The organism is Chlamydia caviae GPIC (assembly GCF_000007605.1).
In the GTDB taxonomy this organism is placed as follows: domain Bacteria; phylum Chlamydiota; class Chlamydiia; order Chlamydiales; family Chlamydiaceae; genus Chlamydia; species Chlamydia caviae.
Map to the genome: position 1 here is coordinate 510,560 of NC_003361.3, position 25,000 is coordinate 535,559.

Below are 25,000 nucleotides of genomic sequence, written 5' to 3' on the forward strand. Positions count from 1 at the left end.
AGATTACAGTGCGCATACTACCCTTTGATCCTTATGGAGCATTACCTCCTCAAGGAGTAAATAAAGATCCTCATAGCAATATACCTTTAAATCAGAAGATTTCTGATGAAATAGCTAAAAATGAAGCTATGCGTTTGGCTTTGCTTGCTATTACTGATCAAGAAAAAGACAAAAGAAAGAGAAAACATCGGTTTAAAATTCTTAACCGCAAACAAGCAAAAGTGCTCCTATCTCAATTGCGAAATGTAGATTTAGACTTTCAAAGTTTGAAAAATGCTGGTTTAAAAGAAGAAGAAGATAACGAAGAAGATAATGAAGAATCTTCAAAACAAGGGAAAACTTTCCATATTGCTAGTAGTAAGAAGCCTGTGAAGATAGGGGCATCTGCAGCTCAGGCTATTGCTGATGCTGCAGAGGCTTGGGTTATTGCTCGCAATAGAGGAGTCTTGGATATGGCCTCCCTATTATTCTGGCATAAAGATGATGAGTGTTAAGCAGCGCATTTTTCTTCAGGCAGCTGAATGACCTTTTCATCTCCATCACTAACTGGATAGGTTAGGGAACTTTGTTTCTCTAAATCTTTCCAGATTTTGTCCAATTTCTTTAGCTGCTTGTCTGTAAGATTATCTAGGATAAGCATGTCTTCTGAATTTATGCAAAAACCAGCTTCTGACCAGTTTACAGACCCCGCAATGAGAATTTTTTGATCTACAACAGCAAATTTATGATGTAGACGATAACGTGTTGTTTTTGTGTGTAGTGAGAGATTAGAATCTTTTAAAGCTTGAATCTGCTTTATCGATAATTTCTTAAAATCTTTATCAATCAGGATTTTTACATCTACACCACGTTTTTTTGCTTCATTAAGCTCACGAAATACTGGAGGATAGGTTAAGGCAAACATAGCCAAACGGATGGTTTTTTGCGCTGTTCTCAATGTCCGCAATACCGCTGATAAAGCCTTTCCTTGGTCCCCAGGTAGAGAAAAATATTGTGCATTTTGGCCATGAATCACACATTGCCCACAAGATTCATCCTTAATGTAGCGACAAAGTTCCTTACTTTTTAAACCAATGATCAAGTTGCTATCTTGAAGAAAGGAAGTATGTGTATAGTTTGCTGATCCTAGCCAAGCATGTTTGTCATCTATTGCTAGTGCTTTTTGATGCATTAGCTTTCTTCCCTCTGCAGGATGCTCAACTAAAGTCACATGCCTGTTTTTGGGGAACTCCTTAATCTTTGCTATCTTTTCATAATGAATCGCAACATTACGTTTTGCCCTAGCTTGATTGGCGAGGCTTGTAAAAATCTCAGGAGCGCTCAGACGATAAATACGAAGAAATATGCTTGTCTGGGCAGAGTCTATAGCATCGCAAAGCACCTTAAGAGTGTCATCCCCACACTGCTTGGAATAAATTACAGGCTCTTGCGAAGCAGTAAAGGTTTGAAATGTATCGGGAGCTTGCGATTTTGTAAGAAGACCAAAGAATAATAGTGATCCTATAGTTAAAAGGATTTTTAATTTCGATTTTGTTTTCTTTTTCATATAGTTAGTTGCTTTTTCTTTTAAAAATTAGTAATAAAAGTTTTATTATAAAAAAAATCACTATTTTTAAAGAAAACTTAATAAAACTAGATAGAATAATTAAGATTAGTATTTAGGGAAATACTCATTCCATCGATGAGAAACTTTTTGAATAGTTGTTTCATCGGCTTCGACTTCTTTGGGATAGTGAGGCTTCATGAGTGAATTAAGTAAGATCGGGAAGGTATAGTTTGGTCTATGATGGGCGACATTACTAAAACGAACATGTAGATCTGTCGCTGGTGCGAGACGTGTAAATGTTTTCCAAAGAAAATCTTTCGAGCTGGCTAGTGTCTCGTTTAGATTTTCTGTAAGAACAACGAGAGGCCACGAGCTGAGGTCGGGGTGATTTAATAACGCATCAATATTTACTTGTTGTAGTGTAGTTTCTAAAACGAGACAACCAGGACAAAAAGTTCCCATATTAGTGATATTAGGGAGAGATTTTCCCCGATATTTATGTGGAAGATCACGAATTGCGGGGCCTATGCCCATGAAAATAGCTTTAGAGCCTTTATTTAATTTAGGTCCTGTATAATCTAGGGTGTCATTTGATGTTTCCGAAAAGATAATCAAATCACGCTCGGGAACAATGCGTGATAGTATGGTTTCTAGAAGTTTAGGGAAGTTATCGAGATCCACGTGGTGATCTGTAATCATCAGGAATTTTGTTAGCGATAATTGTCCTTCTCCAAGAATCCTTAAAGAGGTTGCTAGGGATTCTTTCCAATAACGCTCTTTAACAACAGCTCCTGTTAATGCATGAAATCCTGCTTCTCCGTAACTTTTTAACTGTCTGACTCCTGGCATGACCATAGGGAATAAAGGCGAGAGGTATTCCTGAAGCTTATTTCCTAAATAGAAATCTTCTTGATAAGGTTTGCCTACGATTGTCGCAGGATAAATAGCGTCTTTTCGATGATAGATCTTCCTACATTTAAATGCTGGGAAGTCATGTTGAAGGCTATAATAACCAAAATGATCTCCGAAAGGGCCTTCAGGCCTACGTTCATTGCAAATACCCTCTCCTATCAGGATAAATTCAGAATCATAAAGTAGGGGATGAGGGGTATCAGGATCATTTTTATAATGCAATTTTGATCCTTGTAAAAATGTACAAAGGAGAAGTTCTGAGATGTTTTCAGGTAAAGGAGCTATTGCAGAAAGTATCAAGAAGGGATTCCCTGATAAAAATACAGTAACCGGAAGGTTTTCATTCTTTTGTTCTGCTTCATAAAAATGCATCCCACCACCTTTTTGGATTTGGAAATGCAAGCCTAAAGTATCGCGATCAAACCTTTGCATGCGATACATTCCTAAGTTAGGAATTTTAGAACTAGGAGATTCCGTATAGACCAAAGGAAGTGTAAGAAAAGCACCCCCATCTTCAGGCCAGCTTGTCAGCATAGGCAACTGATGTAAATCTACAGAAGCCATCTTCTTATGAGGAAATTTTAGGAAACGCGCTTTGCGTAACCCTAGAGATAGCCCTCGAAGTAACAAATTGCGATGTTTCCATAACTGCGATAGCTTAGGAGGAGAAGATAGTAAATGAATGACTTGAGGAATTAAACCTTTAGGGACCTTAGAAAAGATCTGATCTACACGCTTTTGCGTGCCAAAGAGATTGGTAAGAACAGGGAAAGAAGCCCCTTGAACATTATGAAATAAAAGAGCGGGACCCTGATTTTCAATGACCCTACGATGAATCTCAGGGAGCTCCAAATAAGGATCTACAGGAGCAAAGATATCGATAAGGTCGTTTTGGGAACGCAAAAGGGAAACAAGACGTCTTAAGGAAGACATAGCCATTCCCCTTTGTTATAAAGACTATAAGCCTTTGCTTTTAGCTCTTGCGATTACTTTCTCTAAGCCAAGCTTGTCGATAAGACGTAGGGCAGAGGTGGAGATTTTAAGTTTAAGGAACTTGTTCTCTTCTGTAGACCAAAGTCTCTTGGTGATCATATTAGGGAAGAAACGGCGTGGGGTTTTCCCTGTAACTTTTAAACCAATTCCTTTTTTCTTTTTCGCAATACCTCGGATGGTGTAGCTATTGCCACGGCGAGGTCTTTTTCCAGTAAGTGGACACTTTCTTGACATGATTTCCCTACATTAACTTCGTCGTTATCGCAAGAATAAGACATATATAATTGAAAAGAATCCATGTTAGACATTTTCTGATATATCTGAAAGATTTTTTCTTCAAAAAATTTTAATTATAGCTACTTAAAAAGAAAATTTTTCTTGATTTTTCTTAAAATAGTAAGATCTAAATCTTGGAAAAGATATCCGCTATATTTGCGTTGAATGCATCATGAGTCAGGATTTCTTCCACGGAAGGTTTGATCCTGTAAACCCAATTATTTTTTGATACGGTCCCTGGCATATTTATGCGTTCATACTTTAGATTATTGGATACTAAATCGGGACAGAGAGCAAGGTAGTCATTAATTAAATTAATGTGAAAAATAGACGAAGTCTTATGAGACAACGTGAGAATATGTTTTTGATCTTCCTCAGCTAGGACCGGGGTGAAAAACATTCCTAGAAATTGTGCAAATTTTTGAGCTTCTTTCGGAGCGTGCCGCCACCAAAGAGCCAGCGTGTCGGAATCATGCGTAGATAATGAGGTTACTGAAAGTGGGGAATATTCCCCTAGAGGAATAAAGTTTCCATCTCCTTCCCAATTACGCTCCCATCGAGGAATTCTCGTTCCACATATCCCTAGTTTTACTAATGTTTCTTTGACATCAGTAGGTACGCTTCCAAGGTCTTCTCCTATGGGAAGCATACGAGATGCACGTAGAATCTGCGTCAGTATATCCGTTCCCTGGGGGAGATATTCTTTAGGGTCGTCAGGTTGAAATTTTCCATTTCCTGAAGTATCCCACACCCACAAGCGAAAGAGCCCTACGATATGATCCAGCCTGTATAGAGAATAAAAATTTTCTGCATAACGTAGACGAGCTTTCCACCAAGTGTAGTTATCTTGAACAAGGTTATGCATATTATAGATAGGAAGATGCCAGTTTTGCCCTTCTGTATTGTAAATATCTGGAGGGGCTCCAGCAGATCCTGAAGAGGAAAAGAACTGTCTATAATACCAAACATCACAACTATCCTTACTGATAAGGATGGGAAGATCTCCTTTAAGGAAAACGTGGTTATCATCTGCAAAAGCTTTTACCTGGGACATTTGCTGAAAGCAGAGATATTGCAGATAGGAAAAAAAGCTGCACTCATCTTGAAATTGTTTTTCAAATTCCGTGAAGTTCTTAATGTCTGTGTAGGCTTTGGGCCAGTTGTTTACTGGGGCTCCTTTTAGGTGGTATTTAATAGAGCGAAATACTGTGTAGGGGCGTAGCCAATACTTTTCCTTTTCACAAAAAATTTCGAAATCTTCGTCTTTTAAAGCTCCGATTTTGACGACATATTGGTAATAGTCACGGAGGAACTCCCATTTAGCAGCTTTGACTTGTGGATAATGTACGTAGGGCAGTTTAGAGAGCTGCTGCATAGTTCTTAGCTTAGCATTCGCATAGGCAACTGATTGGGCATGGGGAAGGCTTGCTAAGGAAAGATACAGGGGGTTGAGTGCTACTGAAGATATGCTATTGTACGGGCTGCTATCTTCACCGCTATCGTTAATAGGAAGAATTTGTATGATTTGAAATCCGTGTTTTCGGCACCAGGAGATCATAGGAATGAGATCTAAAAACTCTCCGATACCACAGCTATTTCTTGTATGTAGGGAAAATAGAGGAAGGCAAATCCCATGTTTGGGCATGATTCCTAGAGTTTTCCAGCTTTGCTTTGCTGGAGAATTCTGGATACAACGTAGAGCTTTAGAAAATGGAGTCATAAATCATACAAGCGTAGGGCGTACATGTTTAGACAAACTTGCTGCTGTCAGTAATATTATAGATGGTACATACCTAAGACATGTAGATCAGGAAGATTGCCAGTTTCTAAAGCAGCAATCCAAATTTTTGCATGCATCGAAAAAAGATTTAAGTAGTGGAAAAGCTTATCCCCATTCAGATAGCTCATATTTAAAACATCAGATAGATATAGCTGTTGAGAAATTTCTCCATAGCCAAGAATCCCTTTAATGTTTGATTGAGGAGAGGCGTTTACAGAAAGAGCAGCTTTGAAAATGCGTTCACGGAATACATTTTCAGGAAGCGGTCCAAGGATTGTACCTACAGCAATATCACCAGAATTACCATCTTCTTCAAGTTGTACGGGAACCTGAGTAGCGCTAAAACGAATCAGACATGCTTGGTTTTTATCAGGAACCAAAGAGGTATTCAGTTTTGTTCCTAAAGACTCGAGAAGTTGTTCGAATTGATTTTGCATGATAATCCGTAAAAATTAAGACCAGGGATAAGGTTTGGGGAAGTCTGTAGATTTTGGGTAATCTTCGTTGTTAATATTCACAGCATCTAAAGCATTAGCCATCATTGTGCCTAATTGCTGACGCTTTTCTGCTGAAGCAAATAATCTTGGGGATGTCCCCCTTAAAGCAACAAAGAAGAGGTTGAGCATCCCTGTAACAGCTTCTGTATCGTCGCCAATAAGGTCACGGACACCGCGCTCCATTTTTGAAGCCGTAGGGAATTTATCATTGATTAACTTAAAGAAAGTATCGGCTACTTTATCAAATTTAAGATCCGGAACTGTTACCCCATCGGCTTTTAAAGATGCGGTAAGTGTTGGTAGCTTTGTCTCAAAGAAATGATAACCAGTAAGCACAGCTTGAAGGTTACGAGTTTCTGTCATCATCACCTGTAGTTTCGGAGCTGGAATTGAAGATCCTTCAGATTTTAAATCAGCAGCCATCCCCTTAAGTATGAAAGAGGAAACAGTGCCCATTTCTTCGTAACTATAACGTGACTGGAGAGATGTTAGTAATTGCTCACAAGAATGGAAATCAGACGTTACCTCAAGATAAAGAGCACGTAATCCTGGAGCAGAGGTATTTAATAAAGATGCATACTCTTGAGAGGCAAATAGAATATTTTTACCACCAACAACAGCTTGTCGATTTTGTTGCATGTGGTTTTGTTGTGCCCTGATTAAGGTGTCTTTTAAAGCTCCTTTAGAAGCTGGTGTTGTCTGGACTAAATAATCTAGGGCAACACTTTGAAGCGCAGGATCAGAGAACTTAGATTTTACAAGATCTAAAACATCTTCTTCGGAAGAACCATCATGCAAAGAATCTCGGATACTGCGTAAATCTTGACCTGAGATTTCAGCATTATTTTCTGTATACTTATCCGCAAGATCCGCGTCGGATTTATCTCCCGTGCTTTCAGACTTTTTCTCTGCTTGAGTCGCGCCTTTCCTTCTAGATTCTAGAGTTTGGAATTTTTCTTCTTTTTTCTTTGTACGTGTCGCAGCCTGAGGATTTGATAAATCCTGAGAATCCTTAATCATACTGATGTCGGATTGCTCTTGGCTAGCGATAACTTCTTGGGCATCAGCTTTCGCAGCTGCAGCTTGCACTTGCGCAACGTCAACAGCTTGTGAACCGCCTAAGCCACCAGCTCCTCCAGATGCAGCCATATATCCTCTTTAAGAATCGACAGATACTTATTAGAAAATCTGAATTCTTCCTAATGGCTGGATGCGAATCTCTGGGAGAATCTCTTGATAAGAAATCACAGCGATATCAGGGAATTCTGTCTCTATTAATTTCCTTACATATCGTCTTACGTCAATTGCTGTCAACAGCACAGGAGGCTGACCTCCAGGAGGTGTTGGCGTAATTGTATTTCTCATAGATTTTAAGATGAGATTTACAGAATCAGGATCCAAGGCAAGATAAGATCCCGCAGAAGTTTGCTTAATTGCTCCACGGATCATTTCTTCAATTTCTGGATCTAATAAATAGACAGAAATTGCAGATTGGCCCTGAGAAAATTTAAAGCTAATATAGAGTTTAAGAGAAGAACGTACGTATTCAGTAAGTAATACGGTATCTTTTTCTGTCTGAGCCCATTCACTTAATGATTCTAAAATCGTGCGCAAATCCTTAATAGAGATTTGCTCTTGGACTAGACGTTTGAAAATCTCTGTAAGTTTTTGTAGAGGAATAAGGCGGGTAACTTCCTTAACGAGATCAGGGAAGGAACGTTCCATAAATTCAATCATAGAGCGCACTTCTTGAATTCCCAAGAACTCTTGAGAGCTTCTATGGAAGAAGTACGAAAGATGAAGAATAATTACTTCTAAAGGTGTCCAGTATTTAATAGCTGCTTTTTCGAGAATGGTTTTAGCATCTTCACTAACCCAAGCTGAAGGTAGTCCCGCAGCATTTTTATAGGTAATGAAGGGGAGGTTATATCTTTTAAGATTCTCTTCTACTTCATTAGTCAATACGTGATTTGGAGGTACCTTACCTCGAACATAAGGAACTTCATTAAGAAGGATCATGTAGTCGTACCCTTCTAATGAAGGAGAATCAGTACGTACGTGAATTCCTGGATAACGGATACCGATATCTTGATACAAAGCCTGACGCATTTTAGGGATCATATCATCAATGAAGCTTTGACCAGATTTTGTTCTCTGTTGAATTAACTTAGATAGATCTTTTCCTAACTCTAAAATGACAGGGAGGGTTAGCGCATAATCGTCTGGATTGTCGCCAGCTGTTGCTGCTCCATCGGCAGCAGCCCCCACCGTTGTTGTTGCTCCCGATGCACCTTTTTTAGAGGCGTTATTTTTCTTAGCAAGAAGGATAACTCCAAGCAGGCCGAAGATGAAAGCGAGAATGGAGAATGACCAAAGTGGGAAGCCTTTAAAGAAGCCCACACCTAAAGTTGCTGCGCCAGCGAGGAGCAACGCTCTAGGTTCTTTAACTAATTGAGAAGAAATCTCTTTACCCAAGTTCGTGTTTTTGTCACTAGAAACTCGAGTAGTCACGATACCAGCAGTTAAAGAGATAAGTAGTGAAGGAATCTGAGAGACTAATCCATCACCGATAGATAAAAGAGTGTAGACGTGTGCAGCTTGAGCAAGGTCCATACCGTGCATGGCGACACCAATGGTCAAACCACCAACGATGTTAATTAAAGAGATAACGATACCAGCGATAACGTCCCCTTTAATGAACTTCATAGCACCGTCCATGGCTCCATAAAGCTCACTTTCCTTCTGAATCATTCCTCGTTTATCACGAGCTTGTTGAGCATCAATCATTCCTGCGCGCAAATCGGCGTCAATAGCCATCTGCTTACCAGGCATAGCATCTAATCGGAATCTCGCAGCAACCTCGGCAACACGCTCAGCACCTTTGGTAACAACGATAAACTGAATAATCGTAATGATTAAGAAGATAATAAATCCAACAACGTAGTTCCCTCCAACAACAAAGTCTCCGAAGGCTTGAATGACGTGTCCAGCATATGCTTTAAGGAGAATCTGTCTCGATGAGGAAATGTTAATTCCCAAACGAAACATTGTTGTAATTAGAAGTAGAGAGGGGAAAACCGATAATTGTAGAGCGCTAGGGATATACAAAGCCACCATCAATAGGAAGACAGACACCGCCAAGTTGATAGTGATCATCAAGTCGACAATAGTCGGAGGCAGGGGCAAGATGATCATTAAAACGACGCCTATCATCCATAGAGCCAGGATGAGGTCACTCGATTTATTGATCATGTTTAGGGCTGCTTCTCCCCCAAAGGTTCTACTGACAAAATTGAGTAACTTGTTCATTATAGATTATCGGGTTGGTTAATATTTTTATTGTTAGGATTTTGTGCATTAAGAGAAGTGATGTAGAGAAGGATTTCTCCAATAGCTTCATACGTCGACTCTGGAATAAACTTCAACTCTTTTCCTTCATCCCAAAGCTGATGCGCCAAAGGTACGTTCCTCATAATAGGAACACCATATTTCTCAGCTTCTACGATAATTCTTTTTGCACGTAAATTAATTCCCATGGCAATAATCCACGGAGCTTTATATTTTTCCGGCATGTAACCGATAGCTACAGCTATATCCTTGGGATTAGAGACCACCGCACTCGCGTGTTTGATTTGAGAAGAGGTGTCTTCATAAGCGATTTCTTGAGCAATCTGACGACGGCGTCCTTTAATCTCTGGATTACCTTCTGTATCCTTAAATTCCTGTTTAACCTCAAACTTTTCCATTTTTAGTTCTTTAGCGAAGTTCTTTCTTTGATACACTAAGTCAAGAACAGCAACGACTAAGAAAAAAATGCCAATTGAGGTGACTGCCTTATAAAGTATCTGTTTAAAGATCACAGCAATAACAATTGGAGAGACTCCTGCAGTTTCTATGATCAAAGGCACGCGATTTTTTAACGTAACGTATAAGATTAACGCAGCGCCAAAAATTTTCAAAATGGACTTCAGTAACTCGATTAAAGTCTTCACCTTGAATTTTTGTTTCAAGTTGTCAATAGGATTGAACTTTTTTAAGTCAGGCTTAAAAACCTCTGTAGAAAAAGTTGGGCCTACAACAAGAAATCCGACAATAATACCGACAAATCCCACAGCACCAAGTAGGGGAAGGGAAGTGGTTAGAATTAAAACTAAGCAATTTTGTAAATAGTATAGCGTGACTTTAGGGTCATGATTTATAGGGGCTTGCTTAAAAATAGAAACTAGAAAACTACCAAGATGTTTTGCGAAAAACGATGCTAGAGAAAATGTCGTGAACATCGAAACGATAAAGGTAACCGCGGAAGGAAAATCTTGAGATTTTGCTACCTGGCCTTTTTTCCTGGCGTCTCTAAGACGCTTCGGGGTCGCCTTTTCTGTTTTTTCACCCATTGCTTGGCCAAAGTTAGATAAAGAGCATCAAATAGGAATAATCTGAAAATTACCTTATAAGCGTGTTTTTCACAAGAGAGAAGCCTAGAGGTTTGAATCTTAATTGTTATAACTTTGTATTTTCTAATATAAGTTTTTTTAGATAGTCTTTAAAAAGACCTAACAGTAAGTTGCTAAGAAAATATTAGTCAGGAAACATCTAATCCTTTATTGTTTTTAGTGATCACACTAAAGATACTAGGTTCAGAATGCTAAGGATCTAGTGCGAGCTCCCACAAGCGTTGGATCAATAGTCCTGATGTTTGTGGGAATTCTTGTCTACCGCCAGGTGAAGGTTAAAAGTATCTACAAAAAGATGACATATGGGGCATACAGAGTGTGGGATTGTAGGACTTCCCAATGTAGGTAAGTCTGGGTTATTCAATGCTCTTACTGGAGCGCAAGTAGCTTCTTGTAACTATCCCTTTTGTACAATTGATCCGAATGTTGGCATTGTTCCGGTTATTGATAACCGTTTAGACGTTTTGGCTAAGATGAGTCAAAGTCAGAAGGTTATTTATGCCGATATGAAGTTTGTCGACATAGCAGGTTTGGTCAAAGGGGCCGCTGACGGCGCAGGATTAGGCAATAGGTTTCTCTCTCATATTCGAGAAACGCATGCTATAGCGCACGTTGTTCGCTGCTTTGACAACGATGACGTTACCCATGTCTCTGGAAAGATAGATCCTGCTGATGATATTTCTGTGATAAATCTTGAGTTAATCTTCGCTGATTTTTCCTCAGCAACAAGTATTCATAGCAAATTAGAAAAGCAAGCTAAGGGTAAAAAAGACCTTGGGGTTGTCCTGCCATTGCTAGATAGAGTGATTAAGCATTTAGAAAGTGGTCAGCCTGTACGTACATTAGACTTATCTCCTGAAGAACAGATACAGTTAAAGCCCTATCCTTTTTTAACAGCAAAGCCGATGTTATATATAGCCAATATCGGAGAGGACTCTATAGCAACTATGCATAATGATTACGTTGCTATTGTTCAAGAGGTGGCTAAGAAGGAAAACGCTCAAGTAGTTCCTATTTGTGTTCAGCTGGAAGAAGAGGTGATTTCTCTTCCTGTAGAAGAACGTCAGGATTTTTTAAATAGTCTGGGGCTTCAAGAATCGGGATTGAATCGATTAGTCCGCGCTGCGTACCATACGCTTGGATTGATTTCCTACTTTACGACTGGACCTCAAGAAACACGAGCTTGGACGATTCCTATAGGATCAACGGCTGCAGAAGCTGCAGGTCAGATTCACACTGACATCCAAAAAGGATTTATTCGTGCAGAAGTTGTCACTCTTGAAGATATGATAGCTTATGAAGGGCGCTCCGGAGTCCGTGAGGCGGGTAGATTACGCGCCGAAGGTAGAGACTATATTGTTCAAGACGGCGATATTATGCTTTTCTTGCATAATTAGTAGTAAAAAACGCCTTAGCTTCAGCGATATCTTTACGTATAGCTTTTGATAAATCTTCTCTGGAAGGGAATTTTTTTTCTTCACGAAGGAATTTTCTAGGAATCACAGAAACTGTCTCACCATATAAGTTTCCCGAAAAATCAAAGAGATGTGCTTCTAGACATAAGGAATTTCTCCCTACTGTAGGGGCTTCTCCGAGATTCATAATCCCTTGGTATGTTATAGAATTGTGTTCTATTTCGCATGCATACACTCCATAGGGAAGCAAACACTGCTCTTGAGGCAGGTTAATGGTAGCCACCCCTAATTGTATTCCTAATCCATAACCTGTTTCGATTTTCCCTACATATTTATAGGAATGTCCTAAATGACGATTCGCACTATCTAAATCACCTTGGATTAAGAATTGCCGAATTCTTTTACTGGATACAATCTCATTATCAATTTTATACGGAGGAACCTCGATGATTTCTATTCCTAAAGAATCAGCCAGAGGTTTCAATGTTACAGCGTCTCCTTGCCCGTCCTTACCCAATTTAGAGTCGTACCCTAATATTAAACGTTTGCATTTTAAAATTTGATGTAAGGAAAGTATGAAGCTCTCAGCAGATTGATCAGCAAAACTTTTCGAAAAGGGAAGGATATATAAATAATCTATCTGAAAATCCTGTAGAAGCAGGAACCTTTCCCTTGTGCTTGTAATTAGCTTGGGGAGGGATGGTTGTAAAATCGATCGAGGGTGTAAATCAAAGGTAATGATTCCAGATGTCCCTGAATAAGAAGACAAGACAGTAAGCAACTGCTTATGACCTAAATGACAACCATCAAAAAAACCTATAGTTATAGAATCCACAGAAGAAGGGACCGTTGCTAAACTATAGAGTATTTCCATTGAAGTCTCTTAGGTAAGGAGATATGTCAAAGTCTGGAGAGTCTAAAAGACAACCGTCAATACATTGATCTATAGAAAAACTTCCACTGCGTAAACGTCGAAGTTCTTCCAAATAGGCTCCACAGCCTAGCATATTTCCTAGTTCATGAGCAATACTACGAATATAAGTTCCTTTGCTACACTGTACAGAAAAATGTAGTAGGGGATACTCATATTTTGTAATTTGTAAGCTCACTTGAACTGTAGACTGGCGCCGCTCTATGGATAACCCCTGCCGAGCATATTCATACAGCTTTTTCCCATTAATCTTTTTTGCAGAGAACATGGGAGGAATTTGTTGGATTTCTCCCTGAAAATATCGCGAGGCCTCTAATATCTCTTCATAGGTAGGGATCTTTTTTGACCTACCAACAATTTTTCCATCGCAATCGTAAGAATCTGTAGTTGTGCCTAGATGGGCAATGGCAGCGTATTCTTTATCTTCAAATAACAAAACATCAGAAAGTCGTGTAAATTTTCTACCTATTAACATGACCATCACGCCTGTAGCAAAAGGATCGAGAGTACCTGCATGACCAATTTTTTTTACCCCGATTGACTTTGTTAAAGTACGAATAAGACTAAACGAAGTTCTTCCTTGAGGCTTATCTACTAGAAGAATACCTTCTTTAAGTTCTGTAGCAAGTTCCATAATGATGTCGTTAATGTTAGATCTTTCTGAGCAGATGATATTAATTCTTATCTTGTTCTCGTATTTTCCAGAGCAAGTTTTCTATATGATCCTGAGGAGAAAAAATATCTTCGATATAAAAATGTATCTCAGGAAAATACTTGAGCACAACACCTTTAGAAGCCTTATAAGCAATGAATCCTGCCGATGCCTTTAGTGCGTCCAAAGTTTCTGCTGATGTATTTTCATGAGGCATAATAGAAACATAGACACGAGCCGAATGTAAATCTTTAGACAAACAGACCCTAGTAACCGTAATCCATTGATTAGAGATTTTCGGGTGCTTTACATCTTTTAAGATCACATTGGCAATCGCTTCACGAAGCAGTGAATTAACCTTTTTTATGCGTCTATTTTCAGTCATAATATTTTAAAGCTTTTGTGGATGATAGATCACTTCGTAACATTGTAGAATATCACCTACCTGAGCATGTTGACATCCTTCTAATAAAATACCGCACTCAAAGCCTTTCTTAACTTCTTTAACGTCTTCTTTAATACGTTTTAGTGAAGATAAGTTGCCTTTCCAGACAATCTCGTTGCCACGTACAACACGAACTTTTTGATTTCTAGTCATGGTGCCTTCAGAAACCAAGCAACCGTAAATTGTACCTAATTGTGAGGACTTGAAGGTTTCTTTAATCTCTGCAGAACCGAGATTTTTCTCTTCAGCAATAGGATCGAGTAACGCTGTCATCATTTCTTTAACAGCATCTACAGCGTGGTAAATGATGTTAAACAATTGAACCTTCACTCCTAAGTTTTTAATAAGAGATTCGGCATGACTTTCTATTCCAGTATGGAAGCCAATAATAACAGCCTTAGATGCTGCAGCTAAACGGATATCGGATTCAGAAATTTCTCCAACGCTATTAGCAAGAATTTCCGCACTTACTTTATCGGAGGTAATCTTTAATATAGAGTTAGCTAAAGCTTCGATAGATCCTTGAACGTCAGCTTTGATAATAAGCTTCAGGATTTTCTTATTTTGCAGCATAGCGTCGAAATTAGGACGTTTCTTCTGCAAAGCAAATTTCTGTTGGCCAGCAAGTCTAGCTCCGACAATTTCTTTAGCTGTTTTTTCATTCTTAACAACTACGAAAGGATCTCCGGCTTTTGGCATACTAGACAATCCAGTAATTAAAGCAGGAATAGAAGGACTGGCTGATTTCATTAACTGATTGTGTTCGTTATGCATTGTTTTGACTTTGCCATAACAATCATTGAAGACTAAAGCTTCTCCAAGATGTAGAGTTCCGTTTTGCACTAAAATAGTTGCAACTGCACCCAAGCCTTTATGTAGCTCAGATTCAATGACAAGTCCACGAGCGCGGGCGGATGGGTTGGCTTTAAGTTCTAAAACTTCTGCTTGTAGGGCAAGCATTTCTAGTAGTTCAGATAAACCTTCTCCAGTTTTTGCAGAGGTATTAATTGTTACAGTTGTACCGCCCCAAGCTTCGGGCAATAGCTCGATCTCAGCGAGTTGTCTGTAAATGGTATCTGCGTTGAAGTTGGGTTTGTCGCACTTGTTAATAGCCACAACAATAGTAATATTTGCAGCTCGAGCATGTTTAACAGCTTCTAAGGTTTGTTCTTTGATTCCCTCATCACCGGCAACCACAAGAACAACGATATCACAAACTTCAGCTCCACGAGCTCTCATGGCAGAAAAGGCTTCGTGGCCAGGGGTATCTAAGATAGTGAGATTACCCACTGGTGTGGAACAACAGAAGGCTCCCATATGTTGGGTAATAGCTCCTGCTTCTACCGCTGCTACATTGGTTTTTCTCAATGAGTCAATCAAAGTGGTTTTCCCATGATCGACGTGACCCATAAAGGCTACGATAGGTGGGCGAGTGATCAGTTTACTTGGATCAGTTTCTTGGATTTCCTCTTTAACAGTGTTGCTCTCGATGCAAAGTTTATCTTGTTCAGATGAATCGATATCAATTGTACAACCAAACTCTAAACCAATAAACTGTACCGTTGTTTCATTATCTAAAACATCGTTCACAACATAGGTCATGCCGTGAATGAACATCTTCTGAATAAGCTCAGAAGCTTTTAGCTTCATTTCTGCTGCAAGATCCTTGATCGTGATAGGCAGAGGTACTTTAATATGTGTAGGGCGTTGTATAGCGTGTTCTTCGTAGTGTTTTTTCGTTTTTTGAACACGTTTTTTTCTCCACTTATCATCATCACTACTATCATTTAAGCCGTAGCGATCTCTACCAGTAAATGCTTTAGGATTGTCATCCTTTTTCGCACGATCTCTGAAATCAGATCCTGATTTTTTAGACACATCCCTACGATAAAATGGTTGAGATGTTCGATTGGTTGGAGAATGATGTTTATCATTTGAAGCATCAGAAGATTGCTGAGGCTTTGTCTGAGTTGTTTTTGTTTTTTCTTTCGGAGCAGGTTTATCTTCTTTTTTCGGAGCTTTAAATGTTTTGGCAAGCAGATGATTAATATGCTTCCCAGTAGGTCCAAAGTTAGATTTTATAGAAACCACGCTCTTGGGAGGTTCTTTTTTAACTACAACTTCAGGCTCTTTTTTCGGAGCTGGGGGTTCCTTAGCAACTACTTCAGTTTCTTCAGTTACTGGAGGAGGAGGTGTTGACACTGAGATTTCTTGCTCTGTTTCTACGAAAGAATCTACTTCTTCCACTACCGCAGAATCTGAAAATGCAGACGCATCAGAATCCACGGGAACAGGAGGCTGTGGAGAGTTTAGATCTTCAGATACAAACGATGAATGATTTTTAGCTCGAATTCTACGTGGAGAATTTTCAGCAGAGACAGGTTCAGTCATCGTAGGCACACCCGGATCTACAACACTCTTTTTCTTCACGACTTTTTCTTTTGCAATTTTTTCAGGAACCTTAGTTGAAGGCTTTTCTGAAGAGCTTTTCGTTTCTGAAGATCCTGCCTGAGCTAATTTTTGCTTTAACTTGTCTAATCCAGCAGCTTTCGTTAATTGAGCGTTTTTAATCTTCAATTTTAGGTTTTTCGTCAACTTTGCCTTCTCCATATTTGCTGACTTGCTCAAGGATCTTATAAGCAAGTTCTAAACTGATTCCAGGAACAGAAGCAAGATCATTAGCACTGGCTAATAATACCTTTCTGATCGTGTCGTATCCTGCATGTACAAGATTCTGGACAACCAACTTACTAATGCCTTCCATATCTAGCGGCTCATCTAACTGAGGGTTATCAAATTCCGCTAACTGTAGGCGTTGAATTTCTAATAGTTTATTGTATTCGCTCATGCGTTGAACTTCGAGCTCGTAGTCTAAAATTTGACTAATTAATCGAGCGTTAATTCCTCGCTTACCGATTACTGTTGCGTAATCAGCATCATGAACGACTATAGCAATAACCTTGTCATCTTCTAAGATTGCAATCTTTTGAATTTCTATGGGGCAAAGCAAATTTTGTAATAATTCTGTGGTTACGGGAGAATAGTTTACAATATCTATTTTCTCATCGTTTAACTCTCGAATGATATTCTTCACTCGAGAACCTCTCATTCCAACAAAAGCTCCTACAGGATCTGTTTTTGGATCAGATGAACTTACAGCTAATTTAGTTCTGTAGCCTGCTTCACGAGCAATTTTAACAATTTCTACAAAACCTTCTTCCAATTCTGGAACTTCTTGTAAGAAAAGTTGTTTAACGAATTCGGGATGGCTGCGGCTAAGAATGACTTCAGCTCCACCATTTTCGGATTCTTGAACTTCTTGTAATAAAGCATAAATCTTATCGCCAACTTTGTGTTTCTCTGTTTTAGGATAACAACGTGCGGGTAGAAGACCTTCAACTTTTCCTAAATCTATGATTAAATTTGATCCTTTGGCGAATCGTTTGACGACGCCAGAAAGAATTTCATTGACCCTATGTCGATATTCTTCATAGATAACATCTCTTTCAGCATGACGTAGTTTTTGGCCGATAATTTGTCGGGCTGCATGCGCAGCAATTCTTCCGAAATGCTCAGAAACAAAGGGAACGTCCATGTATTGCCCAATTTGGCATTCAGGATCGTATTCTCTAGCCTTGTCTAGAGGAATCTCTTTACTGGGATTTTCACATACTTCTACGATTTCTTTCTCACAGAAGACCTCTATATCACCAGTGCGAGGATTAATATTTACAGAAACGTTAGCATCATCTCTTAGTGTTTTTTTTGCTGCAATTTTTAAGGCGGACTCAATAGCGCCTATGATAACGGGGCGTTGAATTCCTTTTTCCTTTTCCATGTAGTCAAAAATAGCTACAAGATCTTTATTCATTATACTCCTCTTATAAATAAGGAAACTGACAGAGTGCTAAACCAAGGCAAGCTCATGCTGTAAAAAGCATAAGCTTAACCTTTTAAGTAATATTATTTCCCTTTTTTCTTTTTGTCTGAACCAACTAAATCATCTAGGTCCAAATTATTCAAATCTGTATCCATGTGATCGTGTTGTTTGTCAGCTAAGTACTCTTTTACAGAAAGAGATACTTTCTTGTGATCTGGATCAAGTTTGATGACTTTTGCAGATACAGAATCACCAATTGAGATAATATCTTCAATTTTTGAGAAAGGTTTTTCAGAAAGTTCTGAAACGTGAATCAGACCTTCAATACCGTTTTGTAGTTCTACAAATGCACCGAATGCGGTGATTTTAGTTACTACGCCAGAAATATTGCTTCCTGTAGGGAACATTTCTTCAATTTCGTTCCAAGGATTCGAACTTAATTGTTTGACTCCAAGAGTTATTTTTTTACTTTCCTTATCTACAGAGAGAATAACAGCTTCAACAGTGCTACCTTTTTTGAATAGTTCTGAAGGATGAGATACTTTTTTTATCCAGCTCATATCAGAGATGTGAATTAAGCCTTCAATACCAGGCTCTAGTTCAACAAAAGCTCCGTAATTTGTTAGATTTTTGATTTCTGCATGAACATGTAGGCCGATAGGATATTTCTCTTCGATGTTATCCCATGGATTATGTTCTGTCTGTTTTAGACCTAAGGAAATCTTACCCTCGTCTTTTTGAATAGATAGAACAATAGCTTCAACTTCATCGCCCTTGTTTACCACTTCGCTAGGATCAACAACATTTTTCACCCAAGACATTTCGGAAACGTGGATTAACCCTTCAATGCCTTCTTCAATTTCAATAAAGGCTCCGTAGGGGAGAAGTTTAACAATTTTTCCAACAATACGTTTTCCTGGAGGATATTTTTTCTCAATATCTTCCCAAGGATTGTGTTCTTTTTGCTTAAGACCTAAAGCAACACGTCCTTTTTCTTTGTCAACGCTTAGAATAATAACTTCGAGCTCTTGATTGAGTTCTACCATCTCAGATGGATGACGGATACGTTTCCATGTCATGTCTGTAATGTGTAGGAGACCATCAATACCGTCTAGATCTAGGAATACACCGAAATCTGTAATATTTTTAACAATACCGCGACGACGTTCACCGATATTAATTTGCTCAATGAGTTCCGCTTTTTTGGAAATTCGTTCTGCTTCTAGGAGTTCCCTTCTTGAAACAACAACATTTCTTCTGTCAATGTTGATTTTAAGAATTTTAAATTCGCAAACTTTTCCTACATAATCGTCTAAGTTTTTAATTTTCTTATTGTCGATTTGTGACCCGGGGAGAAAAGCTTCCATCCCAATATCAACAATAAGACCACCTTTGACTTTGCGTATAATTTGTCCTTTGACGATAGAGCCTTCTTCACAGTGAGCTAGGATATGTTCCCACTGTCTTTGGCGAGTAGCTTTTTCTCTGGATAAAACAACCTTTCCTTCTTCGTCTTCAGTTTGGTCTAAGTATACCTCTACTTCAGCACCGAGAACTAAGCCTTCAGAAGAATCTATGAATTCTGACATTGGAATGACTCCCTCGGATTTTAAGCCAACGTCAACGACTACGAAGTCCTTATTGATATCAACTACAGTACCTTTTAGGATGGCGCCAGGTTGTATCTCACTGGTAGTTTCCTCGTCGCTTGAAGTAATTCCGTGTGTCGAGCATAGAAGATCTTTGAATTCAACAACGTCTTCCGCGAGGCAATCTATAGTATCAAGAATTTTTTTGGATCCCCAAGTGTATTCGGATTGTTTTGGCATTTAATGTTATTCTCCTAAAAACTACAAAGTCAAAAAAGATAGTGTAAATATAAACCTTAAAAAAGGCAAGATCTCCCTTGCAGCAGTTTTTTTATTCTAATTTGTTGCTTAAAAATTTTTTATTTGTTTTAGATTTTATTTCTAAAGTATTCAGTAGGGTAAAAATAAATGACTCACACTAAAGTAATTATTATTGGCTCCGGTCCCGCAGGTTATACTGCAGCGATTTATGCTTCAAGAGCGCTTTTAAGTCCTATTTTATTCGAGGGCTTTTTTTCCGGTATTGCTGGTGGTCAATTAATGACTACTACTGAAGTGGAAAATTTCCCTGGATTCCCTGAGGGCATACTAGGCCAAAAGTTGATGGACAATATGAAATCTCAGGCGGCACATTTTGGAACTCAAATTCTTCCAAAAGATGTCACTTCGGTGAATTTCACCAAACGTCCTTTTGTGATCATGTCCAATGAGGAAAAATATACCTGTGATACATGTATTATAGCAACGGGAGCTTCTGCAAAACGTTTAGAAATTCCCGGAGCATCGGACAATGAGTTTTGGCAAAAAGGGGTTACAGCCTGCGCTGTGTGTGACGGAGCTTCTCCTATTTTTAAAAATAAAGATTTATACGTGATTGGTGGGGGAGACTCTGCTTTAGAGGAAGCGATGTTTTTAACTCGTTATGGAAAACGTGTGTACATTGTTCATAGAAGGGATACTTTAAGAGCTTCTAAGGTTATGATAAAAAAAGCAGAGGCTAATGAAAAAATTACTTTCCTATGGAATAGTGAAATAGTAAAAATTTCTGGAGATACTGTTGTTCGTTCAGTTGATATTTTAAATAACGTTTCTAAAGAAATCTCTTCGCGTGATGCGGCGGGGGTATTTTTTGCTATCGGACATAAACCGAATACGGATTTCTTGGCTGGTCAATTAGCATTAGACGAGCACGGGTATATTATTACTGATAAAGGAACGTCGAAGACTTCTGTCCCTGGAGTGTTTGCGGCTGGGGATGTTCAGGATAAATATTATAGACAGGCTATTACGGCTGCAGGAAGTGGCTGTATGGCTGCTTTAGAAGCTGAACGCTTTTTAGATTAAAGTTACAGCTACAGCTGTAGCATATTCACGGCTATGGCTGATAGATAGTAAAACTTTGGAGATTCCTAATTCTTTATACACCCTTTCAGGTAAATAGACTTCGGGATGTTTTGATGATTTAAGAATCTCTATGTCTTTCCACCTAACGACTTTTCCTATTCCTGTCCCTAAGGCTTTAGCTACGGCCTCTTTTGCAGCAAATCTCGCAGCAAAAGAAGGATAGGGGTTGGTTAGACTTAGACAGTACTCTTGCTCTCTCTTAGTAAAAATTTTATTTAATATTCTTTGACTGTGAGCTTTTATTGCTTTGCGGATCCTAGAAATTTCAATGATATCTGTTCCTATATGTGCAGTTTGCATGATGTGAATCTGAGTTTAAATGCTTTCTAAGAGTGTTTTGTGAGATTTAGCAAAGTAAGTCAAAGCCGTTTTAATAAGAGCGTAGCCAATAGTGGAGCGGATAAAAAAGAGAGTGGTCTCATTATGAATGTATCTACGTAGTAGTAGAGAGATAGCAATCATTGCTGCCATGATTAAGAAGCGTTTGGAAACAAAAGATTTTTTTATGTAATTTTGTTTTGATATAGTTTCCAAGAGTAGTTGGCGGGATAATTCATTTTGAGAAGATACGGATTTTAATAATAAAAAACGATACTTCAAAGATGCAATAACCCATGCTCCCATAGCTAGGGGAGCAAAAATTTTGAAGGAAAACTCCGGTTGATAGACAGCCGCGGAAGCTTTTAAAAGTAGTTTAACTCCTGCTGACAACCAAAGAATGCCTGGGAGACAAATAAGTAAATGATTTTTATTATTAGTCATGTGTTTTTGTCTGTTGTAATTTAACCATTCTATATGAAATTTATATTTTTTTCTATTGTGGATTGAATAATGCGCATCTTTTTATCAGCAATATATTGGAATCATTCAAAATTTTTATGGAATTCGGAAAATTGGCCTATCAAAGTTCCTTGGTACGGTCTATGTTTTTCTTTAGGTATTTTGTTCGCTTCTTTGCTTGGTATTTATCTCGCAAAGTCTTCCTATAATTCAGAAGATGAAAAAAACTTTTCTAAAGAACAGCTTAGTGGAGCTCTGGAAAATTTTGCTCTCTATTCTCTTTTATTTATCATTCCGGGATCGCGCATAGCCTATATTTTATTTTATGGTGGCGACTTTTATTTCAAACATCCTAGGGAGATTCTAAAAGTTTGGAATGGGGGATTAGCAAGCCATGGAGGTATGTTAGGACTGATTCTTTGGGCGTTGATTTTTTCTTGGAGATACAGAAAAAAAATCTCCGTGCTAACCTTTTTATTTCTTTGTGATCTTTGTGCTTCTGTATTTGGATGCGCAGCTTTTATGATTCGTATTGGAAATTTTATGAATCAAGAAATCGTAGGAAAACCTACAAGCTTGCCCTGGGGAATCATTTTTTCATCTCCCGCACAAGGAGTTTTAGGCGTGCCTGTGCATCCTGTGCAGCTTTATGAGGGGATGAGTTATCTGTTGCTTTCTATAATTTTGTTTTTTTTAAGTTATAAACGTTATTTTCGTTTAGGTTCCGGATGGGTGACATCTTTAGGATTAGTAGGCATATCTTTAATACGCTTCTTTGCTGAATTTTTTAAAAGCCATCAAGGCAAAGTTATAGGTCCAAATAGCCCATTAACAATGGGACAAATCCTGTCTTTCCCTTTATTTGTATTTGGTTTGTGTTTAGGGATAGCTTGTTTTCTTAAAAATAAGAAGAAGAGATCCCCCACTTCATCTGTAAAATAGAAAGAGTTCCATACGTAGTTAGGAATCTCTTATGGGAGATAAATAGATACTATGGTATTTTTAGCTTTTTAGTTTAATTTTTCAGAGTTTATCAGATGAATAAACGTTCATTGTTGTTTGTTTCTTTAATTGGCATAGCTTTTGTAGGGTGTCAAATCTTTTTTGGTTATAATGATTTTCGCTCTTGCAGGACTCTCACCGAGAAACAAAAAACAATTACCGAACAAGTGCTTGCTGCAACAAAATCCATGGGGTTAAGTGTTTCTCCTTGGACTACATCTCTTGAAGAAGAGACAAATAAAAATCACTATGCTGTACGCGTTGGAGATAAATTACTCCTTTTAAATCAAGGGGGATCAGCAAGTTCAGTTTATTCTTCTGGAGTGCGTTGGAATTTTATCGAAGAGACAACTGCTTGTGATAATATTCATGTTGCTTTGTATGGCGAAGCAAACGAGACCACAACTCCTTCAAACATGGGAAAAGTATTTCTTCCTGTAACCAACGAAGATCTTCCTGTTTTAGTTGTTGAGTTTCGTAATAATCAAGAACCTGTGGTGTTCTTAGGTCAATACAAGCAAGAGCAAGGTAAGGTTTATAATAAGGATAGTGCCGTTTACGGGACTTCTTTAGTATTCTGGAGATCTGGAAATGAATACCTTCCTTTAGGTATTTATAATTCTAAGGAAGAAAGGTTAGAATCTTTAGATCTTCCGATTACCAAGGCTGCTGTTTTTAGCGACTCTAAATCAGCAAATGCTGGTGCAAATTCTGCACAATATTTTGTTCTCTCTAATGAGTATATGCAGTTGATTGTTTCTCAAGAGAGCGGTTCTATAGAAGGAATCAACCTTCCATTTTCTTCCGAGGATAATAAGAGTATAGTTAATGAAATCGGCTTTGATAGAGAGTTAAAAGCTCAGGTTCCTAGTGAAGCTTCTTTCCCTGGCCTTCCTTCCGTAGGAGCAAATAATCAACCGGTTTCCGATACTGTCGGGGGATACTATCCTTTATTGCGCAGAGGGATTCTTTCCGATGCTAAAAAACGCACTCCTTCCAGTTATCATGCTTTAAATATTGTTTCCGGTAGAGAGCTTACAAATTCTGTAGCTTCTGGATACCGTGTTTCTACTTTCAACAGCACTATGTTGGAATTGGAAAGCAATGACGGTTCTATTAAAAAAACCTACAAGTTGCCTCAACAGCAGCCTTATGCTTTTGAAGTTGAAGTTGGCGTAAATCGTGCCAGTGATGACCTATGGATAACTTCAGGGATTCCTGAAGTTGAAATAATGTCTAATGCGTTTACTCCAGCTATTAAATATCATGTGATTAAAAAGAATAAGGGACAATTAGATAAGGTGAAATTACCTAAGGCTAAAGATCCTTTAGCTTTGCGTAGCGGAGTCTATCCTCAGTGGATACTAAATTCCAACGGATACTTCGGTATTATCTTATCGCCTCTTACAGATATTCCTGCAGGATACGCTGCTTCGTATGTTCCTGGTAGTTCTGTTCCTACACGCTTATCTTTATTATCTCCTAAAAATCAGGCTTATCCAGCTTCTAAATATCCTGGATACGAAACATTACTTCCTTTGCCTCAGAAAGAAGGAACACACCGTTTCCTTGTTTATGCAGGACCTCTAGCTGACCCTACTTTACGCGTTTTAGATAAAGCCTACACAAATTCTAAAGGTGAAAGCCCTCAATATCTTGATTGTATAACTTTCCGAGGATTCTTCGCGTTTATTACCGAGCCTTTTGCAGCTTTACTTTTCATCATTATGAAATTTTTCAGAATGATAACAGGCTCGTGGGGAATTTCTATTATCCTACTTACAGTATTCTTAAAATTATTGCTGTACCCATTGAATGCTTGGTCAATACGCTCTATGAGACGCATGCAGAAGTTGTCTCCTTATATTCAAGAAATACAGCAGAAATATAAGAAAGAGCCTAAACGTGCTCAAATGGAAGTCATGGCTTTATATAAAACTAATAAAGTGAATCCTATTACAGGCTGTTTGCCTTTATTGATTCAGCTACCGTTTCTTATAGTTATGTTTGATTTGTTGAAATCTTCATTCTTACTACGAGGAGCTTCTTTCATCCCAGGATGGATTGACAATTTAACAGCTCCAGACGTTTTATTTTCTTGGACTACACCAGTTTGGTTTCTTGGAAACGAATTCCACCTTCTTCCTATTTTATTAGGGATTGTAATGTTTGCTCAGCAAAAGATCTCTGCTTCGAAGAAGAAGGGGCCTGCTACGGATCAACAAAGACAACAGGAAACAATGGGGACAATGATGGCTCTGTTGTTCACCTTTATGTTTTATAATTTTCCTTCAGGTTTAAATATTTATTGGTTTTCTTCCATGCTTCTTGGTTTAATCCAACAATGGTTTACTAATAAGATTTTAGATAGCAAACATCTTAAAAATGAAATCTCTGTTAATAAGAAAAAACAAAGATAACAACTGAAAAAAAAGCTTTTTTATATT

21 protein-coding genes are annotated in these 25,000 nt (G+C 38.4%); 5 read left to right on the forward strand and 16 right to left on the reverse strand.

Annotation, left to right across the window (positions count from 1 at the left end):
* Nucleotides 1-8 precede the first annotated feature (8 nt).
* Nucleotides 9-494, forward strand: coding sequence for a hypothetical protein (locus tag CCA_RS02275; RefSeq protein WP_011006414.1), 486 nt, complete (start codon nt 9-11; stop codon nt 492-494).
* Here the strand turns inward: CCA_RS02275 and CCA_RS02280 are convergent.
* From CCA_RS02280 to sctU, 8 genes are all read right to left on the reverse strand, one after another.
* Nucleotides 491-1,546, reverse strand: coding sequence for a phospholipase D-like domain-containing protein (locus tag CCA_RS02280; protein ID WP_011006415.1), 1,056 nt, complete (start codon nt 1,544-1,546; stop codon nt 491-493). The two genes, CCA_RS02275 and CCA_RS02280, sit on opposite strands and share 4 nt — an antisense overlap.
* Nucleotides 1,547-1,651: 105 nt before the next feature.
* Nucleotides 1,652-3,391 (reverse strand): menaquinone biosynthesis decarboxylase, encoded by a 1,740-nt coding sequence (locus CCA_RS02285; RefSeq protein ID WP_041462210.1) that lies wholly within the window; start codon nt 3,389-3,391, stop codon nt 1,652-1,654.
* Nucleotides 3,392-3,415: 24 nt separating this feature from the next.
* Nucleotides 3,416-3,685, reverse strand: coding sequence for a 50S ribosomal protein L28 (gene rpmB, locus CCA_RS02290; RefSeq protein WP_011006417.1), 270 nt, complete (start codon nt 3,683-3,685; stop codon nt 3,416-3,418).
* Nucleotides 3,686-3,854: 169 nt separating this feature from the next.
* On the reverse strand, nt 3,855-5,447 hold the full coding sequence (locus CCA_RS02295; protein WP_011006418.1) for a 4-alpha-glucanotransferase: 1,593 nt from the start codon (nt 5,445-5,447) through the stop codon (nt 3,855-3,857).
* 56 nt (nt 5,448-5,503) lie between these two features.
* Nucleotides 5,504-5,944, reverse strand: coding sequence for a CesT family type III secretion system chaperone (locus CCA_RS02300; protein WP_011006419.1), 441 nt, complete (start codon nt 5,942-5,944; stop codon nt 5,504-5,506).
* Nucleotides 5,945-5,959: 15 nt separating this feature from the next.
* The gene (gene sctW / locus CCA_RS02305) at nt 5,960-7,153 is read right to left on the reverse strand and encodes a type III secretion system gatekeeper subunit SctW (RefSeq protein WP_011006420.1); all 1,194 of its coding nucleotides are present in this window, start codon (nt 7,151-7,153) and stop codon (nt 5,960-5,962) included.
* A 30-nt stretch (nt 7,154-7,183) separates the two neighbouring features.
* Complete coding sequence (gene sctV / locus CCA_RS02310) at nt 7,184-9,313, reverse strand: type III secretion system export apparatus subunit SctV (protein WP_011006421.1); 2,130 nt, start codon at nt 9,311-9,313, stop codon at nt 7,184-7,186.
* Complete coding sequence (gene sctU, locus CCA_RS02315) at nt 9,313-10,395, reverse strand: type III secretion system export apparatus subunit SctU (protein ID WP_011006422.1); 1,083 nt, start codon at nt 10,393-10,395, stop codon at nt 9,313-9,315. The genes sctV and sctU overlap by 1 nt, the downstream gene beginning before the upstream one ends.
* Nucleotides 10,396-10,757: 362 nt before the next feature.
* On the opposite strand from sctU, the gene ychF reads away from it, so the two are divergent.
* Nucleotides 10,758-11,852, forward strand: a complete 1,095-nt coding sequence (ychF, locus tag CCA_RS02320) for a redox-regulated ATPase YchF (RefSeq protein WP_011006423.1) — start codon at nt 10,758-10,760, stop codon at nt 11,850-11,852.
* On the opposite strand, the gene CCA_RS02325 is transcribed toward ychF, so the two are convergent.
* The 6 genes from CCA_RS02325 to rpsA form a co-directional block, all read right to left on the reverse strand.
* A complete protein-coding gene (locus CCA_RS02325; protein ID WP_011006424.1) occupies nt 11,830-12,744 on the reverse strand; it encodes a bifunctional riboflavin kinase/FAD synthetase in 915 nt (304 codons plus the stop codon). The two genes, ychF and CCA_RS02325, sit on opposite strands and share 23 nt — an antisense overlap.
* Nucleotides 12,728-13,435, reverse strand: coding sequence for a tRNA pseudouridine(55) synthase TruB (gene truB / locus CCA_RS02330; RefSeq protein ID WP_041462211.1), 708 nt, complete (start codon nt 13,433-13,435; stop codon nt 12,728-12,730). Before truB ends, CCA_RS02325 begins: the two co-directional genes overlap by 17 nt.
* Before the next feature lie 40 nt (nt 13,436-13,475).
* Entirely contained in the window at nt 13,476-13,838 is a 363-nt protein-coding gene (rbfA, locus tag CCA_RS02335) for a 30S ribosome-binding factor RbfA (RefSeq protein ID WP_011006425.1), read from the reverse strand.
* Between the two features lie 6 nt (nt 13,839-13,844).
* Nucleotides 13,845-16,508 carry a translation initiation factor IF-2 gene (infB, locus tag CCA_RS02340; protein WP_011006426.1) on the reverse strand — a complete coding sequence of 888 codons (2,664 nt, stop codon included), beginning with the start codon at nt 16,506-16,508 and terminating at the stop codon, nt 13,845-13,847.
* Nucleotides 16,465-17,769 (reverse strand): transcription termination factor NusA, encoded by a 1,305-nt coding sequence (gene nusA / locus CCA_RS02345; protein ID WP_011006427.1) that lies wholly within the window; start codon nt 17,767-17,769, stop codon nt 16,465-16,467. The genes infB and nusA overlap by 44 nt, the downstream gene beginning before the upstream one ends.
* 92 nt (nt 17,770-17,861) lie before the next feature.
* Nucleotides 17,862-19,607, reverse strand: a complete 1,746-nt coding sequence (rpsA, locus tag CCA_RS02350; RefSeq protein WP_011006428.1) for a 30S ribosomal protein S1 — start codon at nt 19,605-19,607, stop codon at nt 17,862-17,864.
* A 168-nt stretch (nt 19,608-19,775) separates the two neighbouring features.
* Here rpsA and trxB point away from each other — a divergent pair, with 168 nt between their 5' ends.
* Nucleotides 19,776-20,711 carry a thioredoxin-disulfide reductase gene (trxB, locus tag CCA_RS02355; RefSeq protein ID WP_011006429.1) on the forward strand — a complete coding sequence of 312 codons (936 nt, stop codon included), beginning with the start codon at nt 19,776-19,778 and terminating at the stop codon, nt 20,709-20,711.
* Here the strand turns inward: trxB and acpS are convergent.
* Nucleotides 20,703-21,071: a holo-ACP synthase gene (gene acpS / locus CCA_RS02360; RefSeq protein WP_011006430.1), complete on the reverse strand. Its 369-nt coding sequence runs from the start codon at nt 21,069-21,071 to the stop codon at nt 20,703-20,705. The two genes, trxB and acpS, sit on opposite strands and share 9 nt — an antisense overlap.
* Before the next feature lie 15 nt (nt 21,072-21,086).
* Nucleotides 21,087-21,533: a hypothetical protein gene (locus CCA_RS02365; RefSeq protein ID WP_011006431.1), complete on the reverse strand. Its 447-nt coding sequence runs from the start codon at nt 21,531-21,533 to the stop codon at nt 21,087-21,089.
* 69 nt (nt 21,534-21,602) lie between these two features.
* On the opposite strand from CCA_RS02365, the gene CCA_RS02370 reads away from it, so the two are divergent.
* Nucleotides 21,603-22,493 (forward strand): prolipoprotein diacylglyceryl transferase, encoded by an 891-nt coding sequence (locus tag CCA_RS02370; RefSeq protein ID WP_011006432.1) that lies wholly within the window; start codon nt 21,603-21,605, stop codon nt 22,491-22,493.
* 95 nt (nt 22,494-22,588) lie between these two features.
* Complete coding sequence (gene yidC / locus CCA_RS02375) at nt 22,589-24,973, forward strand: membrane protein insertase YidC (RefSeq protein WP_011006433.1); 2,385 nt, start codon at nt 22,589-22,591, stop codon at nt 24,971-24,973.
* Nucleotides 24,974-25,000: the final 27 nt, after the last annotated feature.

Bases quoted from the DNA above. Each gene is read 5' to 3' on its own strand.
- sctU (WP_011006422.1), bottom strand. From the start codon at position 10,395: ATGGGTGAAAAAACAGAAAAGGCGACCCCGAAGCGTCTTAGAGACGCC.
- CCA_RS02285 (WP_041462210.1), bottom strand. From the start codon at position 3,391: ATGTCTTCCTTAAGACGTCTTGTTTCCCTTTTGCGTTCCCAAAACGAC.
- sctW (WP_011006420.1), bottom strand. From the start codon at position 7,153: ATGGCTGCATCTGGAGGAGCTGGTGGCTTAGGCGGTTCACAAGCTGTT.
- yidC (WP_011006433.1), top strand. From the start codon at position 22,589: ATGAATAAACGTTCATTGTTGTTTGTTTCTTTAATTGGCATAGCTTTT.
- trxB (WP_011006429.1), top strand. From the start codon at position 19,776: ATGACTCACACTAAAGTAATTATTATTGGCTCCGGTCCCGCAGGTTAT.
- CCA_RS02325 (WP_011006424.1), bottom strand. From the start codon at position 12,744: ATGGAAATACTCTATAGTTTAGCAACGGTCCCTTCTTCTGTGGATTCT.
- CCA_RS02370 (WP_011006432.1), top strand. From the start codon at position 21,603: ATGCGCATCTTTTTATCAGCAATATATTGGAATCATTCAAAATTTTTA.
- CCA_RS02300 (WP_011006419.1), bottom strand. From the start codon at position 5,944: ATGCAAAATCAATTCGAACAACTTCTCGAGTCTTTAGGAACAAAACTG.
- truB (WP_041462211.1), bottom strand. From the start codon at position 13,435: ATGGAACTTGCTACAGAACTTAAAGAAGGTATTCTTCTAGTAGATAAG.
- CCA_RS02365 (WP_011006431.1), bottom strand. From the start codon at position 21,533: ATGACTAATAATAAAAATCATTTACTTATTTGTCTCCCAGGCATTCTT.
- CCA_RS02295 (WP_011006418.1), bottom strand. From the start codon at position 5,447: ATGACTCCATTTTCTAAAGCTCTACGTTGTATCCAGAATTCTCCAGCA.
- rbfA (WP_011006425.1), bottom strand. From the start codon at position 13,838: ATGACTGAAAATAGACGCATAAAAAAGGTTAATTCACTGCTTCGTGAA.
- infB (WP_011006426.1), bottom strand. From the start codon at position 16,508: ATGGAGAAGGCAAAGTTGACGAAAAACCTAAAATTGAAGATTAAAAAC.
- CCA_RS02280 (WP_011006415.1), bottom strand. From the start codon at position 1,546: ATGAAAAAGAAAACAAAATCGAAATTAAAAATCCTTTTAACTATAGGA.
- rpmB (WP_011006417.1), bottom strand. From the start codon at position 3,685: ATGTCAAGAAAGTGTCCACTTACTGGAAAAAGACCTCGCCGTGGCAAT.
- sctV (WP_011006421.1), bottom strand. From the start codon at position 9,313: ATGAACAAGTTACTCAATTTTGTCAGTAGAACCTTTGGGGGAGAAGCA.
- acpS (WP_011006430.1), bottom strand. From the start codon at position 21,071: ATGCAAACTGCACATATAGGAACAGATATCATTGAAATTTCTAGGATC.
- rpsA (WP_011006428.1), bottom strand. From the start codon at position 19,607: ATGCCAAAACAATCCGAATACACTTGGGGATCCAAAAAAATTCTTGAT.
- nusA (WP_011006427.1), bottom strand. From the start codon at position 17,769: ATGAATAAAGATCTTGTAGCTATTTTTGACTACATGGAAAAGGAAAAA.
- ychF (WP_011006423.1), top strand. From the start codon at position 10,758: ATGGGGCATACAGAGTGTGGGATTGTAGGACTTCCCAATGTAGGTAAG.